The following is an 18,090-nucleotide window of genomic DNA, read 5'->3' as shown; positions in this document are numbered from 1 at the left end:
ATTATTTAAGCGTGGGAGGAGGAAGTTAAGAAATGGTAAAGAGATTTATATATAATAAAAAAGCAGCACCATATGTATTTATATTACCATTTATTCTTGTATTTTTACTTTTTTTCATATCTCCAATGGTAAATACGGTAATAATGAGCTTTGAGAATGTATTACCAGGATCGAGAAAATTTGTTGGGCTTGAAAATTATACAAAACTATTAGGGGATAAGGTTTTCTTAGTTGCGTTATGGAACAGTTTTAAATATATGATATGGACATTGATATTGCTTATTCCAATTCCAATGATACTTGCATGTATAATAGACAGCAAACTAATGGTTGGAAAAGAATTCTTTAAATCTGCATTATATTTACCGGCTTTAACATCTGTTGCTGTGGCAGGTATAATATTTAGATTTGCCTTTGGAGAACAATCTACTTCATTAATGAATCAGGTTGTTGCGCTATTTGGAATGGATCCATTTAAATGGCTAAAAAATGGAACTACAGGATTTATAGTATTGCTAGTATTGGCATGTTGGAGATGGACTGGTGTTAATATGTTATATTTCTTATCAGGACTTAAAAACATTCCTGCAGAATTATATGAATCAGCTGATATAGATGGAGCAAATACATTGCAAAAGTTTAGATATATAACAATACCTCAACTTAAACCGACAACAATTTATGTGCTTACTATATCTATTTACGCAGGTCTTGCAATGTTTATAGAAAGTTATATGGTGTTTAATGGTAATAACTCGCCTAATAATATAGGTCTTACAATTGTAGGATATTTATATAGACAAGGTATTGAAAAAAATGCCATGGGCTATGCATCTGCGGTAGGATTAGTATTGTTTATTATAGGAATGGCTATTAATTTAGTGCAATTAAAACTAAATGGAACATTTAAGAAAGGAGATTAGTATGCAAAGCAATATTAGTTTGAATAATAAAAAAAATACACAAAAAAATACAGTAAGTCATGTAAAAAATTTGCCAAAAAGAATATTAATTTTTATGCTTTTTGCAGTTATAGCTGTAATACTACTAATTCCCTTTTATACATTATTTGTTTCTACGTTCAAGGATGGTGCATTAGTAATAGCAAATGGTATGGATGTATCAATAGATACTGCTAAAATGTCGTTTAAAAATTATATAATTCTATTCACAGAAAAAAATAGCTTATTTACATGGTTTTTTAATAGTTTATTTTTAACTATAGTGCAAGTAGTTTGCCAATTATTTATCAGCGCATTTGTTGCATATGGTTTCGCAATGTACGATTTTAAAGGAAAGAATTTTCTATTTATATGTGTTTTATTCGTTATGATGGTACCTTTTGAGATTTTAATGTTACCTTTGTATAACCAAATAAGTGATATGCATTTAACAAATACCTATATTGGAATAATTTTGCCGACTATAGCAAGTGCATCAACTATATTTTTCTTTAGGCAATACCTCTCCGGAATACCAAGAGACCTTGTTGAAGCAGGTAGGATAGATGGGGCATCGGAATATGGTATTTTCTTCAGATTAATTTTACCGATTATGAAGCCATCTTTTGCGGCAATGGCTATATTAAATGCAATGTTTAGTTGGAATAACTTATTATGGCCAATGTTAGTGTTGAAAGATGGTGCAAAATTTACTTTACCAATAGGATTAAATACATTATTAACCCCTTATGGAAACAACTATAATTTATTATTTGTAGGTTCTTTCATTTCAGTAATACCAGTATTTATTTTATTTGCATGCTTCCAAAAATATTTTGTAGAAGGTATGACAGCTGGAGCCGTAAAGGGGTAATATGATTTGATTTTCACTAAGGACTAGAAAGTCCAAACTAAATACTTAAGGAGATGAATTATAATGGCAAAAAAAGCAAAAATGGTGGTAGACAAAGACTTTAAAATATCCGAAATAGATAAAAGAATTTATGGTTCTTTCATTGAACATTTAGGAAGGGCAGTATATGGAGGGATTTATCAGCCAGGCCATATGTCAGCTGATGAAAATGGCTTCCGCACCGATGTAATGGAATTAGTAAAAGAATTAGATGTTCCAATTATAAGATACCCAGGTGGTAATTTTGTATCAAATTTCTTTTGGGAAGATAGTGTTGGAGAAGTAGCAGAAAGGCCAAAGAGACTAGAATTAGCTTGGAGAAGCTTAGAAACTAATGAAATTGGATTAAACGAATTCTCAAAATGGACTAATGCTGTAGGATCTGAAATAATGATGGCAATAAATCTTGGAACAAGAGGAATTGCAGATGCCTGCAATCTTTTAGAATATTGTAATCATAAAGGTGGTACGAAATATAGTGATTTAAGAATAAAACATGGTGTTAAAGAACCACATAAAATAAAAACATGGTGTTTAGGAAATGAAATGGATGGACCATGGCAGATAGGACATAAAACTTCTAAAGAGTATGGAAGATTAGCTCTAGAAACAGGTAAAGCTATGAAATTAATAGATCCAGATATTGAATTAGTTTCATGCGGAAGTTCAAATACAGCAATGCCTACTTTCCCTGAATGGGAAGCATCAACTCTTGATCATACTTACGATGTTGTAGATTTTGTATCTCTTCATCAATATTATGGTAATAGATTAAATGATACTGCGAACTTCTTAGCACAAAGTGATGATATGGAGCACTTTATTAAAACGGTTACTTCAACTTGTGATTATATAAAAGCAAAAAAACGTAGTAAAAAGACTATGCACTTAAGCTTCGATGAGTGGAATGTATGGTTCCATTCTAATAATGAAGATGATGATATAATGAAGAATCATCCATGGCAAAAGGCACCTGCACTTTTAGAAGATATGTATAATTTTGAAGATGCACTTTTAGTTGGATTAATGTTAATTGTTTTAATGAAACATTCTGATAGAGTTAAAATGGCATGCTTAGCGCAATTGGTTAATGTTATCGCACCAATTATGACAGAAGAAAATGGACCAGCTTGGAAGCAGACTATATATTATCCATATTTGCATGCATCTAAATACGGTAGAGGAATTGCACTTCAACCAGTGGTTTCTTCGCCAAAACATGATACTATAGATTTTACTGACGTAAAAGACGTTGAATCGATAGCAGTATATAATGAAGAAAAGGAAGAAGTTACAATATTTGCAGTTAATCGTAATTTAGAGGAAGATATTGAATTAACTTGTGATGTAAGAAGTTTTGAAGGATTTAAAATCATTGAACATATTGTGTTAGAGCATGATAATATGAAAATAGTGAATTCTCCAACAGGTGAAGCTGTTACTCCAAAATCTGTAGATAGAAGTAATCTGGTTGACGGAATTATAACTTCATCTTTGGGAAAAGCGTCTTGGAATGTAATTCGTTTAGGAAAGAATAAATAAAAAGCAATATAGATTAAATAGGATTTAACAACTAAAATTAATAGTGTTAAATCCTATTTTATTGGCAAAGAATCACATCTATCAAAATTACCAATGAAACATTCCATATTATTACAACTGCGATTACAAAAGTATATTACTTATTTCTGGTTAGGAAACATTTGAAATGGTATATAAATAAAATAAGAAGTAATATTTACGCCTTATAAATATTACTTCTTATTTATTATAAAAACAGATATAATTCAATATATTTTAATATATATAATTAGATACAATGATCAACATCAAGATTCTTGAGTTAATGTATTGTAAACAAGTCTTACGCTTATGCCTTGATTGTAATTGCCAAAGTTTTTTCCGAAAATAGTTAATCCACCAACATGTTTTGTTTCTTCTGGAACAGCTAACTTTAGAAGGATATCACTTTTATAATTTAATTCTAAATCTTCTAGAGTGACATCTGAAATCTTTATTCCATCAATAAAAGTTCCGAAAGAATTTATGGTTAAAAGTTTTAATAATCCGTATTGATTCCAATGAGGATTCCACCAAGATGGAGTTAAAATACCTTTACTATCACCAAAATCTCCAGGACTGGTCCATCTACCAACATTGACATTATTTAAATAGAAATGTATATCAGATGGCCATATGCTGCATACTCCAGGGGCTTCTGAACTTATTTCCATGGATATTTGCAATTCAGAAAATACTTCACTTGGTTTTAAATAGTTAGGAATTCTATATTCTATACTTCCTTTAGTGAACCAAAGAATATCTGCATTAATTCTTTCAGGATCAGCAAAGTAATTTGGATTGTCTACTTCTCCTATAATACTATCCTTAGTTGCGATGCCGCATGTAGGGGTAATATCATAATTTGAATAGTGACCTATATTTAAATCTATATGATATGAATTTTCTACATCTTGTTTGCCAATATCAATTACAAATTTATCCTCGTGAAGAGAACATATCTTTTGCAATCCATGCTTTCCAGTTAAATTAGTCGTTTTTATTAATCCACACTCTTCTAATTTTTTTATATGCATAGTAACGGCACCATTAGTTAAATCAAGTTTCTCTGATAACTCATTCATATTTAATTGCTTATACTGTGATAAAATCTCTAATATATTCATTCTTACATCCGAACTTAAAGCTTTGAAAAGTGGCAAACTTTCCTTTAGATTTGTAATGTGAATCATAATAATCTCCTCTGTGTTGTTAATATTCGTTGAATTGAAATTAATGTTGAAGTATTAATTTCAGAAAAATTGTACTTAAGTTATAGTTCGTTATAAAATTATCAAATAATAATACACTATATTAAGATTATTATACCCTTTTATGGATTAGATGTGAATAATCATTTTAAATATTTTTAAAATAAAGTCATAATATAAACAATTATTTTTTGTTTAAGTTTTTTCTAAAATATGCGTTTTTATATTCAGTTGGTGTGACATCTTCAAATTTTTTGAAAAGTTTCATAAAATGCTTATCATCATTAAATCCAACCTGAAGAGCAATTTCTTTTATTGAGAAAGATGAATTTAATAGAAGTTGTTTAGAAGCATAAATTCTTGTTTTGTTGATGTATTTTAAAAGAGACGTACCAGTATATTTTTTAAATGCCGAAGAAAGATAATCCTGATTGTAGTTAAATGTTTTGGCGATTTTATGTGCAGTTAAATTTGAATTATAATTTATATTTATCCAGTTTGCAATTTCATTTATTTTGCAATTGGTATTAGATAGTTTTTCATTTTGATGAATTATATTATCCATGAAATCTTGAGAGATTTCCATCGCCAACAGGCTTAATGCATAATTTGTTAAATATTCTGAATAACTCTTTTTGTTTGATAGATCAAGCAGTTGACGAAAAATGAGGCTTGTTCTTGCAGCAGAAGAAATTGAACCATATTCAGGTAAAAGATAAACATCTGAAGAGGCTTTTTTAAATTCATTATCAAGATTGAATATATAATCATTAATTTGTTCAGCGTTTAAAAGCTTATATTCAGCAGAAGTAATTCTAAAATGACACCAATAGTAAGAAAGATTCCCTTCAGATTTTTTATAACCGTAGTGGGTATGGAATGGAAATAATATAATAAACTTATTTTGCGTAAGTTCATATTTTTTATCATCTTGTGCAATGTACAGAGTTCCCTCACAACCAATTAGAATAACAAAAGTATCGAGGTTTCTTTTAGAATGTATAAAATTCTCATTATTTATCAATTTTCCACTAGAACAATGAGTAAGTGGATATTTATTATCAGAGATAAAATAAAACATATAGGATTTCACCACCTATTATACTAAAATGAAAGTTGTTTCTATATAATAAATATACTATAGTTATATGTATAAAAGCTAGTCATATGCTTAAATAATGGCATTTGTATTTTAGAGGAATGAATAAAATAGTTTTTGATAATTATAATAAATTAACCACCATAAAAATAAATTTAGGAGGAATTAATAATGAACTCAAATACTTTTAGTAAACCTTTGCAAATAAATCATATAAATGTAAAAGATAATTTTTGGAAGAAAATGATGGAGCTAGCAAGAACTCATGTGATTCCTTATCAATGGGAAGCATTGAATGATAGAATAGAAGGTGCGGAGCCAAGTTATTGTATGCAAAATTTTAAGATTGCAGCTGGGATGATGGAAGGTGAATTTAAAGGTTTTGTGTTTCAAGATAGTGATTTTGCAAAATGGATAGAAGCGGTTGGATATTCTCTTATGTGGAATAAGGATGAAGGACTTGAAAAAATTGCAGATGGAGCAATTGATATTGTCTGTGCGGCACAGCTGCCAGATGGATATCTAGATACTTATTACATTATAAACGGATTAGATAAAAGATGGACAAACTTACGTGATAATCATGAATTGTATTGTTTAGGTCATTTGATCGAAGGGGCAGTAGCTTATTGTGAGGCAACGGGAAAAGATAAGTTATTAAATGCAATCGTAAAATATGTAGACTATGTGGATACTATATTTGGGCCAGAAGATGGCAAATTGCATGGATATCCAGGTCATGAAGTAATTGAATTGGCCTTAATTAAACTCTACAAAATAAGAAAAGATAAAAAATATCTAAATTTAGCAAAATACTTTATAGATGAAAGAGGCAGATCACCATTATATTTTGAAGAAGAGGGGAAAAAGTATGATAATAAGTTCTGGTGGGAAGATAGTTACTTCAAATATCAATATTATCAAGCAGGTAAACCAGTAAAAGAGCAGGAAGTTGCAGAGGGGCATGCTGTAAGAGCTGTATATTTATATTCAGGAATGGCTGATGTAGCAAGAGAAACAAATGATGATGAGCTGCTAGAAGCTTGCAAGCGCTTATGGAGCAATATGACTAAAAAGCAAATGTATATAACAGGTGGAATTGGATCATCACAATATGGAGAAGCATTTACTTATAATTATGATTTACCAAATGACACTATTTATGCTGAAACTTGCGCATCTATTGGATTGGTTTTTTTTGCAAGAAGAATGCTTGAAATTGAGCCTAAATCACAATATGCAGATATAATGGAGAAAGCCTTATACAACGGAATTATAAGCGGAATGTCAATTGATGGAACTAAGTTTTTCTATGTAAATCCATTAGAGGTGGTTCCAGAGGCATCTGAAAAAGATCATTTGAGAGCACATGTAAAAGTTGAACGTCAAAAATGGTTTGGATGTGCATGCTGTCCGCCTAATCTAGCAAGACTTTTGACTTCTATAGGAAGTTATGCATATACATTAAGAGATAATACAATATTTATGCATTTATACATGGGAGGAGAAATATCAGCTAATTTCTCTGGAAAGAGTGTAGCATTTGATATTAAAACAAACTATCCATGGGATGAGAGTATAGACATTAATTTAAACATGAAGGAAGAAGCTGAATTTGAATTTGCATTAAGAATTCCTGAATGGTGTAGAAATTATGAAATAAAAGTTAATGAAGAAAAGATAAATTTCAGTATAATTGATGGGTATGCATATATAAATAGAAAATGGAAAGATGCTGATAAAATTAACATTTTATTTAAGATGCCTGTAGAAATAGTTAGAGCAAATATAAACGTAAGAGAAGACATGGGAAAAGTTGCTGTGATGAGGGGACCAGTTGTTTATTGTCTAGAGGAAGAAGACAATGGACCTGATCTTCACAGAGTTTATTTAAAGAGTAATCCTAAATTTACTTATGAATATGACAAAGATTTCTTAGGTGGCGCAATAGTACTTGAAAGTTATGGACTAGTAGTTAAAGAGCAAGACTGTGATAAAGATAAGTTATATTTATATGACTCTAAAATTGAATTTAGTGAAAAGAAGTTAAAATGGATTCCATATTATTTATGGGCTAACAGAACACCAGGAGAAATGATAGTATGGGTAAGAAAATGTATTTAATTCAATAAAGTTTAAAATTAAGCAACTTGTACGCTGTTTATGTGGTTGAATATACTATATAATTTTAAGTGAACCTAAAGAAAAAAGCATAAACGTAGGAGGGATTTAGTTTTGAATGAAACTTTGACTAAAACAATAGAAGAAATGGCGAATATGGAATTTGACTGTAGCTGCGGCAAAAAACACAGAATAGACATAAAACATATCTATGTTGGAGAAAATGTATATAATAAAATTCTAGATGTCGCAAAAGAAATTTTACCAAAAGAAATCTTATTGGTCAGTGATAATAATACCTATAAAGCACTTGGTAAATGTGTAGAAAATGAACTTACTGAATCAGGTTATAAGATAAATAATATTATATTATTTAGTGATGGAGATTTAATTCCAGATGAAAAAGCAATTGGACGAGTATTGGTTGAAGTAAATAATGAAACGGAGCTTATAGTTGCTGTGGGATCTGGAAGTATTAATGATATATGTAGAATAATAAGTGCAAAAACTCATATTCCTTATGTTATAATGGGAACAGCTCCATCAATGGATGGATATGCATCAACAGTATCACCTCTAATTATTGATGGAGCAAAGGTAACATATCCAGGGACTAATCCATATGCTATTATAGCTGATTCAAATATTATGAAAGATGCTCCGTTTGAGATGATAAGCGCTGGATTTGGTGATATACTAGGAAAATATACAGCACTTTCTGATTGGAGATTATCTAATACGATTCATGACGAATATTTTTGTGATACAACAGAAAAGCTAGTAAGGAATGCTATGTATAAATGTTTTGAAAATATAGAAGGAGCTGTTAAGAGAGACGTTAAAGCGATACAATATATATCAGAAGCACTTATACTATCAGGAATAGCAATGACTCTTTCTGGAAATTCAAGACCAGCATCAGGAGCAGAACACCATCTTTCTCATTATTGGGAAATTGATAAGCTTTCAAGAAAGTTAGAACATCCTTTGCATGGAAATTCAGTTGGAGTTGGTACAGTAATATCAGCATGGTTGTATAAAAAACTTAATATTGAAGAAAGGTTTGGGATAGAGACTCCAGTGCCAGAAATAATAATAAATTTATTAAATTCTATTGGAGCTAAGTCTAATCCAAAGGCGTTAGGAATTGAAAAAGAATTATTTCATAGGAGTGTAATTCATGCTCTTGAAATCAGACCTAGATATACGATTTTGCAATATGCAAAAACTGAAAATATGTTAGAAGAATATGCAAATGAATTAACGAATTTATTTTACGGAGAATGATAATATGCTAGAAGATAAAAAATTATTTTTATTAGATATTGATGGTACAATAGCTTTAGATACAACATTAATCGATGGTACATTAGAATTTATGGATTATGTTTTAAGTATAGGTGGTAAATATATATTTATAACAAATAATTCAACAAAAAGTATAGAAGATTATATTATGAAGTTTGATGACTTTGGAATTAAAGTTGATAAAACAAGTTTTGTAACATCATCTTATGCAACCGCAATATATCTAAAAGAAGTATATAAAGATAAAAAAATATTTGTTCTTGGAACAAAATCATTTATTAAAGAACTAAGAAGATTTGAGCTTAATATTACAGAAGATAAAGATGAAGATATTGTTTGTGCAGTAGTAGGCTTTGACAATGAATTAAATTATAAAAAGATAGAGGATATATGTGAATTACTATCAACAAGAGATATTGATTATATAGCTACTAATCCGGATCTTGTTTGTCCGACTAGCTTTGGTTTTGTGCCAGACTGTGGATCAATATGCGAAATGATTGAAAATGCAGTTAAAAGACAACCTTCATACATTGGGAAGCCTAATAAAACGATAGTGGAAATGTGTCTAGAACAAACTGGATTTACAAAGGAGCAAACTTTAGTTATAGGAGATAGATTGTATACAGACATTGCCTGCGGTATTAATGGTGGTGTTGATACAGCTGTAGTATTTACTGGAGAAGCAACAAAGGAAGATTTGAAAGATACAGAATTTAGACCAACATATAGCTTTAGTACAATCAAAGAGTTATATGAAAAGTTAGCTTTTTAATATACTTTTAGTCAAGTAAGGATTACAAGCTGTTAAGAATGAAATTAAAACTTTGTTTTTAACAGCTTTTTTATAATGTTTAGAAGAATATAATTTTCATATCACTAAGATAATGATTTTGATATAATATTTTTATAACATAACTAGATAGGAGGAGATTATAGGATATGAATTTAGAATATATTATGAATAAGTTAAAAGATGAGAAACCATATATTAATGGCTGGAAAAGAATGAGAAGGTCAGCTATAATTATTCCACTAGTTGAGATTGATAATGAAGTACATGTGTTATTTGAAGTTAGGTCTAAAAAATTAAGGAGCCAGCCAGGAGATATATGCTTTCCAGGTGGGAAAATAGATGGAAGCGAATCTCCTAAGGAAGCTGCACTTAGAGAAATATCTGAAGAACTTGGCGTAAAAAGCATTAATATAGTAAATGAATTAGATACTATAGTAAGATATGATGGCATAATAATCCATCCGTATGTAGGAATTATTAAAGATCTTGATGAAATAAAGATAAGTGAAGATGAGGTTGATCATGTGTTTTATGTACCGTTATCCTATCTTTTAGATCATAAGCCTCGTGTATATAATAATAAAATAAATATTGAGAGAGATAAAGAATTTCCATATGATTTAATTGTTAATAGGGAAAACTATAAATTTAGAGAAGCTAATTATAGATCTTTATTTTATAAATATGAAACTTATAATATATGGGGAATCACAGCTGAGATGCTGCAAGATTTTTTGGAGAATTTGTAACCAACTATAAAAAAATGAAGCATTTCTATCAAACTCATAACAATTCCCATAAAAACTAGTTTTTTTACTCTAAACTTTGCAGGAATAGCTATATTGCTTGGGAATATGTATAAACAGGAATTAACAAAAGAAGTCTAGAGCTGAGAGTAAAATCTTGGCTCTTTTTTTCATACCTAGAAATAGATTTAGAGGATAAGTAAGATTGGATCAAGTAGGAATACAGACAAATACATTAATGGATTACAGAGAAGGATCGGGTTTTAAGAGGATAATTAAAAATTATATTATTGTACAACATTAATATGAGGGTGGGGCGTAAGGAGAAAAATTAAATATAAATATAATGAAAGAAACAAGTATTATTAGATAGAGATAAATTTATTTATATTTAGTGCGAATAATTGTAATAAAATGATATAATTTACATAAAGTGAAACAAAATTATAATTTGTATGATAGGTTCGATTAATAATTTGTTGGTAAATGAAATTCTCTGATATCATGATTTAAATGATAAGAATATATGTGTAATATTTAAGTCAAAAGAATCAAAGCTATTTTACGGCAATATTTATGAGTCGTGAATATTGAAAAATGTGTATTGGAAAAAATATTATATAAATAATATTAAAGAAAAAACGAATTTATACAGGTAGAGAATTTAAAGTAGGAATAGAATTATAAAATCTTTGGAGGTAAGTATGGATCAAAAAAGAGTTGCAGGAGAAAAATCAACAGAATATATAAAAGATGGGATGATATTAGGATTGGGAACAGGTTCTACTGCCTATTACATGATTAAAAAAGTTGGAGAATTGATTAAAAATGGAATGAAGATAAAAGCTGTAGCAACATCAAAAAGTACTGAGAGTTTGGCAAGAGAACTTAAGATCCCTTTATTATCAATTGATGAAGTTGATAGGATTGATTTAGCAATTGATGGTGTAGACGAAATAGATAATGAATTTAATGCTATTAAAGGTGGTGGTGGAGCCTTATTTAGAGAAAAAATTGTGGCGAGTTTGGCTAATGAAGTTATATGGATTATGGATGAAAGTAAATTAGTTGATGGTATTGGAGAATTTCCTTTACCAGTTGAAATATTACCATATGGATACAAACATGTAATTAAAGAATTACAGGATTATTCATTAAATCCCAAAATAAGAATGAAGGAAGAAGAGATTTTTGTGACTGATAATGGTAACTATATAGTTGATTTGCATATAGGAACGCCAATGAACATTAATGACGTTTATAATAAAGTTAATAGAATAACTGGAGTGCTAGAAACAGGATTATTTATTAATATGTGCAATCGTATTATTATTGGCACAAATAGTGGCGCCAAGATTATTAATAATAGCAACAGTGAAAATGTGAAGATGGAGCAATTTAGATAGATATTATCTCATCTTAGAATGTATGCAGGGGGGATGATCACATGATAAGGGAAATAATAAATGAAGATTTTAATGGATTAATGCAATTATATATGCAACTTCATGGTGAATCTATGCCAGGAAAAACACCTGAAATAATGGAAGTATGGAATAGAATTTTGGAAGATAAAGAACATCATATTATTATTGCAGAGGAAGAAGGAAAGATAGTGTCTTCGTGTGTTTGTGTCATAATACCAAATTTGACACACAATCAACGACCATATGCATTTATTGAAAATGTAGTGACTGATAAACATTATAGAAATAAAGGATTAGCAACAGCTTGTTTGAACTACGCAAAAGAAATAGCGCATAAAGAGAAGTGTTATAAATTAATGTTATTAACTGGCTCCAAGAAAGAAAGTACGCTAAATTTCTATGAACAAGCAGGATATAATCAAAATGATAAAACTGCTTTTATACAATGGATATAATATAAATTGCAATTTATCTGAGAAGGAGAAAAAAGATGGTTTATTTAAATTATTTTACATTTCCTAATGAGGATATGGAATTTGACTTTTTCATGAAGGTAAAAAGAACCTGTTATGACTCGTTTTATCCGTTTAAGCTATTGTCACAACATGGTCTTAGAAGAATTGATTTTGAACCAGTTACTATTCTATATGGAGGAAATGGTTCTGGAAAATCAACAGCGTTAAATGTTATAGCAGAAAAAATAGGAGTAAGCCGTGATTCTATCTATAATAAATCTAATTTTTTTCCTGATTATGTCAATATGTGTAATATATATGTTGAAACAGATATTCCTAAAAATAGTGGGATTATTACTAGTGATGATGTATTTGATTATATCCTAAATATTCGTAGCATAAATGAAGGAATTGACATAAAGAGAGAAAAGCTTTTTGAAGAATATTTGGAGTCTAAATATTCTCGATTCCAAATGAAGTCGATGGCAGATTATGAACAATTAAAAAAAGTAAATACTGCTAGGAGTAAAACACAATCAAAATTTGTGAGAAATAAATTAATGGATAATTTCAGAGAATATTCAAATGGAGAAAGCGCATTTATATATTTTACTGAAAAAATTGATCAGAATGGACTATATATATTGGATGAACCTGAAAATAGTCTTTCGCCAAAACGTCAAATGGAATTAAGGAATTTTATTGAGGACTCCGCACGGTTTTTAAGATGTCAGTTTATTATATCAACGCACTCACCATTTATACTTGCTATGAAAGGCGCGAAAATATATGATCTCGATGAAAATCCTGTTGATGTAAAACGGTGGACAGAATTGGAAAATGTACGTACATATTATGACTTTTTCAAAATGCATGAAAAAGAGTTTAAATAATAAAAGATGGGAGTGTTAGAGTGAATAAAGAATTTTTAGAATCTGAAAGATTATTTTTGAAGCCTTTATCTTTTGAGGAATTACAATGTATAAATAACAATGAACTTGATAATATTGAAACTCAAATTGAATTAGAATCACTATTAGATTCTGTTAAATTAGCAATATCAAAAAAATTAATTAAAATGAAAAACATTGATGAAAATATCCATGAGTGGTACACATACTGGCTAATTATTAATAAGGAAAATCAAAAAGGAATAGGATTTATTGGATTTAAAGGGGTACCTGATGCAAATGGTTATTTAGAAGTTGGGTATAGCATCTCATCTAATTATAGAAGAAATAGATTTATGACAGAGGCCTTAGAAACATTAGTAAGATGGGCAGGTAAATTTCAAGGGGGTAAAGGTATAATAGCCAGAGCTTTAAAAACGAATTTTGGTTCTATTAAAGTATTAAATAATTGTAATTTTGAATTATTCAGCACTACTGAGCAAGAGAATATTTATATTAATAAGCTTAGATAAATTAACTTATATGTATTTAACAATGTTTAGGCTCAAAAAAATATAAAAACTAGAATTTTTGCATTGCTATAAAACCTTGAAATAACGAGTATTTATATAATCTATTCTTAAGAAGGACAGATACATATAAATTTTGAAACAAGATAATTCCACAAAAATAGCCATGGTAATATTATTGATAATATGTTTATGAGCATGATTCATTGCTTAGTTTTAGGGAAAATTAAAAATATAAGGAGAATTTAATTTATGAATAACGATGTCTACAAAGAGTGTCCTAAATATAAAAATAAATTAATTACATTAATAAAGACAAGCGAGGATGATTTAGAAGAGTTGCTCAAATGCTATTCAGATGAAAAAGCAGTGCCATTATTCAATTCTGACAATTGTCATGGAGATAATTTTAATTATGAAACAATCGAAAAAATGAGACAAGCAATTGATTTTTGGAAATGGTCATATGAAAATAAACAATTTGTGAGATGGACAGTAATTTTAAATGCTACTAATGAAAAAATTGGGACTATAGAAATGTTTCATAGGTTAGCAGAAGATGAATTTAATCACTATGGCATTTTAAGAATAGATCTGAAAAGTGAGTGTGAAATCCAGAATATAATAAAAAATATATTAGATATCACAAATGAATTCTTTTATGAGGCTTTTGATGTTAGGCATATCTTAACGAAAGCAGTTCCAATGGCAACTGAACGTATAAATGCATTAATGGAGAAGGGGTATAAGCCGATTAACAAAAAATTTATTATATATGATGATTATTACTGTAGAGAAATTTAATATTAAAAACAATATAAAAAATAATATAAAACTTATTGTTTTGGAGCTTAGGCATAATCAAAAAAATAAGAAGTCAATCTGCCAAACCTATTTTCCACCATGATGCGTCAGTAAATTACACTAATAGACCACCTGCTATGTGACTAATTTACTTCCTTGCCTGATGAAAAATAATAATAGTATTTTGGACTTGTTATTTTCGTTCATATGCCTTAAATTATAAAAATTCTAAGCCCTTAATTAATTATTGAAAATCTCCTTTGCAACCGCTACAGCATTTAATACTTTGGGAAAGCCAACATAGGGAATGCATTGTAAGAATACTTCTATTATTTCCTCTTTAGATATCCCAACGTTTAGTGCTCCATTAATATGAACTTTTAATTGGTTTTCACATCCTCCTAGTGTAGTAAGAGCAGATAAAGTAACAAGCTCCCTTTGTTTTAAATCAAATATTGGTCTTGTATAAATATCTCCAAAAGCAAATTCAATGATATATTTTCCAAGGTCTGGAGCTATATCCTTAAGTGATTCTATTACAGATGTTCCAGCGTTTCCATCAACCTCGTTAAGTTTATTTAGCCCTTTTTCATATCTATTTTCCATAATTGTAATACCTCCTACTTTTTGATAATATTATCATATATGCTGGAGTTAACTCCATGTCAAGAGGTAGGTGATTATTTTGAATTATTATATAGGAGAGTTTTCTGAAAAAATTGGTTTGAGCATTGATACTTTAAGATATTATGAAAAGCTTGGTCTGATTTATCCTCAAAGAGATGAAGCTAATAAAAGAGTATATTCTGAAAAAGATATTGAGTGGCTAAAATTTATAATTCGATTAAAGGAAATAAATATGCCAATTAAGCAGATACAATACTATTCGAAATTGAGATATGATGGCGATGATACAATTAAGGAAAGATTAGAATTACTTGAAGAACAAATGGATAGGTTAAATATTGAAAAAAGAAAAATTGAAGAAAATATAATACACTTGAATAAAAAGATTAGTATTTATAAGAAAATGATAGATAAAAAATAACTAATGTCTGTTAATTTAATTTTTATAAAATATAATATATGGGAGGATTGAAATGAGCAATATGCAAGCAATTATATGGTTTTTTCCTATAGTATTTATTATCCATGATTTTGAAGAAATAATTTTTATACAATCATGGATAAATAAAAATAGGTATTATTTATCTGAAAAGTTTCCGAAGTTATCAAAAAATTTATTTCCTCATTTCGATAATATTACAGCAGCATCTTTTGCTTTTGGGGTAGCTGAAGAATTTATTTTAATTATCATAATTACTATTATTTCGTACAAAACAAATTGGTTTAATTTATGGATCGGTCTATTTATTGCTTTTACTACACATTTAATAATACATTGTTTTCAAGCATTAATAATAAGAAAATATGTTCCAGCAATTGTTACAAGTATTATCTTTTTGCCAATTTGTATTAATATTATTAAAAGTATAGCCAAAGTGTATACATCAAATATTATTATTTCATATTCTGTTTTGGGATTCATAATTATGTTAGTGAATTTATATATTGCTCACAAATGTATGGACTTATTTTCCGAACAGTTATTGAGGTATAAGCATTGAAAGAAAATTCATATATAGTAGCTTTTAAAGTTATTTTTATAAATCTAGTTCTATCTAAACTATTTAGGTATTAGAAATTTAAATGTAAATTAACTATTACAACATATATAATAGTTATTACTTTATTGTTGAGGTAGATAAACTTAATCTGTAGGTACCATATTCCATGATTTTATCAAGTAATAAATTAATTTCATCCATATTAGAGCATATGACTTTAAGCAAATAGCAGCCATCTCCACTAATCCTATGTGCCTCAGTTATAATTGTATTTTCTTTAATAAATTTTGTTAATTTATCATGTTGTGTGGTTTTCATGAAAATAGTAATAAATGCAGTAATGTTTTTGCCCAGCAGAGAATTATTAATGCATACAGTATACTGTGTTATTATACCTAAATCCTGAAGTCGTATAATTCTATTGGATACTCCTTGAGGGGTTAGGTGTACATGCTCGCCAATTTCTTTAAGCGATATTTTTGAATTAATCAATAGCATGTCTAAAATCTTCAAGTCTATTTCATCAAACATAGAGCACAAAATCCTTTCATTTTTAAAGAGAAACTAACGAATCTCTTTCACATTTCAACCTTAATTTAAGATACTATTAGTATAACAAATATAAGTAGATCAGCAAATGTAAAGGTGGAATGAAAATGAAAAAAGCATTGCTAGTAATTGATGTGCAAAATGAATATTTTACAGGTAAACTAAAAGTAACTTATCCTAATAATAGCTTTGATAATATATTGAAGGTAATGGATTATGCAAAAGATAATAATATGATTGTTATAATTGTGCAGCATACAGCACTTTTTGGAGACACATTTATTAAGAATTCAAATGGATGGGAATTACAACCAATGATTCTTGAGAAATCGTACGACTATCTTATTGAGAAAACTAAGCCAAGCAGTTTTTATGAAACAAATTTAGAAGAAATATTAAAAAAAGAAAATATAAATGAAATAGTTATTTCAGGATATATGACTCAAATGTGCTGTGACACGACATCAAGGGAAGCTTTCCATAGAGGCTACCACGTTGACTTCTTGTCAGATGCTACAGGAACTATAGATGTAAATAATGAAGTGGGTTCTATAAGTAGTAAAGAGCTTCATAAAGCTACTTTAATTGCTCAAAGTTTAAAATTTAGTAATGTAATAAGTACTATGGAATGGATGAAATTATCTAACATTTAATTTTGCATAGTACTTATATTATAAATAGAATATGAATCATATCTATAAATGATGCTAGGGTTAAAAGTAGCTTTCTTTGTTACTTTTAATCCTATTATTTTTATAACTAGAAAAATAAAGAGGTTTAATTTTTAAAAGTGTTTATATATTTTAGAATTATAGAAGGGTCAAAGTGCAGCAAATTAGGTATTCGTATCTATTTTAATCTCTTTAGTTAAAGGATATTAATTGGCTACACAAGATTACAAATATGAAAAGTGAGTAATAAAAGATTCGAAAATTTACTAAAGAATCTATTTTATAATTTTAATAAACGTTTATTTATGATATTGTTATTTTATCTCTTATGAAAAGCTATACAAAAATATATTGACTTAGAAAAAGAACAAATATAGAATAACATTATTAAAGGACATTTTAAAAGTGGTTTTGTAATGTTATATATTTCATTAATTTTAT

The 18,090-nt window shown here is 28.7% G+C and carries 19 protein-coding genes; 15 read left to right on the top strand and 4 right to left on the bottom strand.

The features are described 5' to 3' along the window. The first annotated feature begins 32 nt into the window (after positions 1-32). The 3 genes from L3B96_RS20820 to L3B96_RS20810 all read left to right on the top strand — a co-directional run bounded on the left by L3B96_RS20820 (position 33) and on the right by L3B96_RS20810 (position 3,396). Positions 33-923 (top strand): sugar ABC transporter permease, encoded by an 891-nt coding sequence (locus L3B96_RS20820; RefSeq protein ID WP_077856349.1) that lies wholly within the window; start codon positions 33-35, stop codon positions 921-923. 1 nt (position 924) lies between these two features. Next, positions 925-1,815, top strand: a complete 891-nt coding sequence (locus L3B96_RS20815; protein WP_023976144.1) for a carbohydrate ABC transporter permease — start codon at positions 925-927, stop codon at positions 1,813-1,815. A gap of 63 nt (positions 1,816-1,878) precedes the next feature. Beyond that, positions 1,879-3,396 (top strand): alpha-N-arabinofuranosidase, encoded by a 1,518-nt coding sequence (locus tag L3B96_RS20810; RefSeq protein WP_023976143.1) that lies wholly within the window; start codon positions 1,879-1,881, stop codon positions 3,394-3,396. A gap of 287 nt (positions 3,397-3,683) precedes the next feature. Here L3B96_RS20810 and L3B96_RS20805 read toward each other — a convergent pair whose 3' ends face one another. Both L3B96_RS20805 and L3B96_RS20800 read right to left on the bottom strand, forming a co-directional pair. After that, positions 3,684-4,607 (bottom strand): winged helix-turn-helix transcriptional regulator, encoded by a 924-nt coding sequence (locus tag L3B96_RS20805; protein ID WP_017209299.1) that lies wholly within the window; start codon positions 4,605-4,607, stop codon positions 3,684-3,686. Positions 4,608-4,809: 202 nt separating this feature from the next. Then, entirely contained in the window at positions 4,810-5,706 is an 897-nt protein-coding gene (locus tag L3B96_RS20800; RefSeq protein ID WP_238948465.1) for an AraC family transcriptional regulator, read from the bottom strand. Between the two features lie 189 nt (positions 5,707-5,895). Here L3B96_RS20800 and L3B96_RS20795 point away from each other — a divergent pair, with 189 nt between their 5' ends. The 9 genes from L3B96_RS20795 (at position 5,896) to L3B96_RS20755 (ending at position 14,801) form a co-directional block, all read left to right on the top strand. After that, the gene (locus L3B96_RS20795; protein ID WP_238948464.1) at positions 5,896-7,848 is read left to right on the top strand and encodes a beta-L-arabinofuranosidase domain-containing protein; all 1,953 of its coding nucleotides are present in this window, start codon (positions 5,896-5,898) and stop codon (positions 7,846-7,848) included. 111 nt (positions 7,849-7,959) lie between these two features. Further along, on the top strand, positions 7,960-9,132 hold the full coding sequence (locus tag L3B96_RS20790; protein ID WP_238948463.1) for a sn-glycerol-1-phosphate dehydrogenase: 1,173 nt from the start codon (positions 7,960-7,962) through the stop codon (positions 9,130-9,132). 4 nt (positions 9,133-9,136) lie between these two features. Further along, a complete protein-coding gene (locus L3B96_RS20785) occupies positions 9,137-9,928 on the top strand; it encodes an HAD-IIA family hydrolase (protein WP_238948462.1) in 792 nt (263 codons plus the stop codon). A gap of 167 nt (positions 9,929-10,095) precedes the next feature. After that, positions 10,096-10,698 (top strand): CoA pyrophosphatase, encoded by a 603-nt coding sequence (locus L3B96_RS20780; protein WP_238948461.1) that lies wholly within the window; start codon positions 10,096-10,098, stop codon positions 10,696-10,698. A gap of 701 nt (positions 10,699-11,399) precedes the next feature. Beyond that, positions 11,400-12,101 (top strand): ribose-5-phosphate isomerase RpiA, encoded by a 702-nt coding sequence (gene rpiA / locus L3B96_RS20775; RefSeq protein WP_238948460.1) that lies wholly within the window; start codon positions 11,400-11,402, stop codon positions 12,099-12,101. 41 nt (positions 12,102-12,142) lie between these two features. Beyond that, positions 12,143-12,577 (top strand): GNAT family N-acetyltransferase, encoded by a 435-nt coding sequence (locus L3B96_RS20770; protein WP_012058584.1) that lies wholly within the window; start codon positions 12,143-12,145, stop codon positions 12,575-12,577. Between the two features lie 35 nt (positions 12,578-12,612). Then, positions 12,613-13,470 (top strand): AAA family ATPase, encoded by an 858-nt coding sequence (locus L3B96_RS20765; protein ID WP_238948459.1) that lies wholly within the window; start codon positions 12,613-12,615, stop codon positions 13,468-13,470. A 20-nt stretch (positions 13,471-13,490) separates the two neighbouring features. Then, the gene (locus L3B96_RS20760) at positions 13,491-14,000 is read left to right on the top strand and encodes a GNAT family N-acetyltransferase (protein WP_238948458.1); all 510 of its coding nucleotides are present in this window, start codon (positions 13,491-13,493) and stop codon (positions 13,998-14,000) included. A 249-nt stretch (positions 14,001-14,249) separates the two neighbouring features. Then, entirely contained in the window at positions 14,250-14,801 is a 552-nt protein-coding gene (locus L3B96_RS20755; protein ID WP_238948457.1) for an N-acetyltransferase, read from the top strand. A gap of 240 nt (positions 14,802-15,041) precedes the next feature. Here the strand turns inward: L3B96_RS20755 and L3B96_RS20750 are convergent, their stop codons facing one another. After that, entirely contained in the window at positions 15,042-15,407 is a 366-nt protein-coding gene (locus L3B96_RS20750) for a carboxymuconolactone decarboxylase family protein (RefSeq protein WP_238948456.1), read from the bottom strand. Positions 15,408-15,486: 79 nt separating this feature from the next. On the opposite strand from L3B96_RS20750, the gene L3B96_RS20745 reads away from it, so the two are divergent. Further along, positions 15,487-15,849, top strand: a complete 363-nt coding sequence (locus L3B96_RS20745; protein ID WP_012058589.1) for a MerR family transcriptional regulator — start codon at positions 15,487-15,489, stop codon at positions 15,847-15,849. Between the two features lie 52 nt (positions 15,850-15,901). Next, positions 15,902-16,429 (top strand): HXXEE domain-containing protein, encoded by a 528-nt coding sequence (locus tag L3B96_RS20740; protein ID WP_238899895.1) that lies wholly within the window; start codon positions 15,902-15,904, stop codon positions 16,427-16,429. Between the two features lie 117 nt (positions 16,430-16,546). Here L3B96_RS20740 and L3B96_RS20735 read toward each other — a convergent pair whose 3' ends face one another. Further along, positions 16,547-16,960 (bottom strand): Lrp/AsnC family transcriptional regulator, encoded by a 414-nt coding sequence (locus tag L3B96_RS20735; RefSeq protein ID WP_017209285.1) that lies wholly within the window; start codon positions 16,958-16,960, stop codon positions 16,547-16,549. A gap of 125 nt (positions 16,961-17,085) precedes the next feature. On the opposite strand from L3B96_RS20735, the gene L3B96_RS20730 reads away from it, so the two are divergent. Continuing rightward, positions 17,086-17,631 carry a cysteine hydrolase family protein gene (locus L3B96_RS20730; RefSeq protein WP_238899896.1) on the top strand — a complete coding sequence of 182 codons (546 nt, stop codon included), beginning with the start codon at positions 17,086-17,088 and terminating at the stop codon, positions 17,629-17,631. The last annotated feature ends 459 nt before the right edge of the window (positions 17,632-18,090 follow it).

This window comes from Clostridium sp. YIM B02569 (genome assembly GCF_022320765.1).
Taxonomy (GTDB): Bacteria; Bacillota; Clostridia; order Clostridiales; family Clostridiaceae; genus Clostridium; species Clostridium beijerinckii.
The sequence above is the reverse complement of the archived record's forward strand: the minus strand, read 5'-3'. Positions and strand labels throughout refer to the sequence as shown.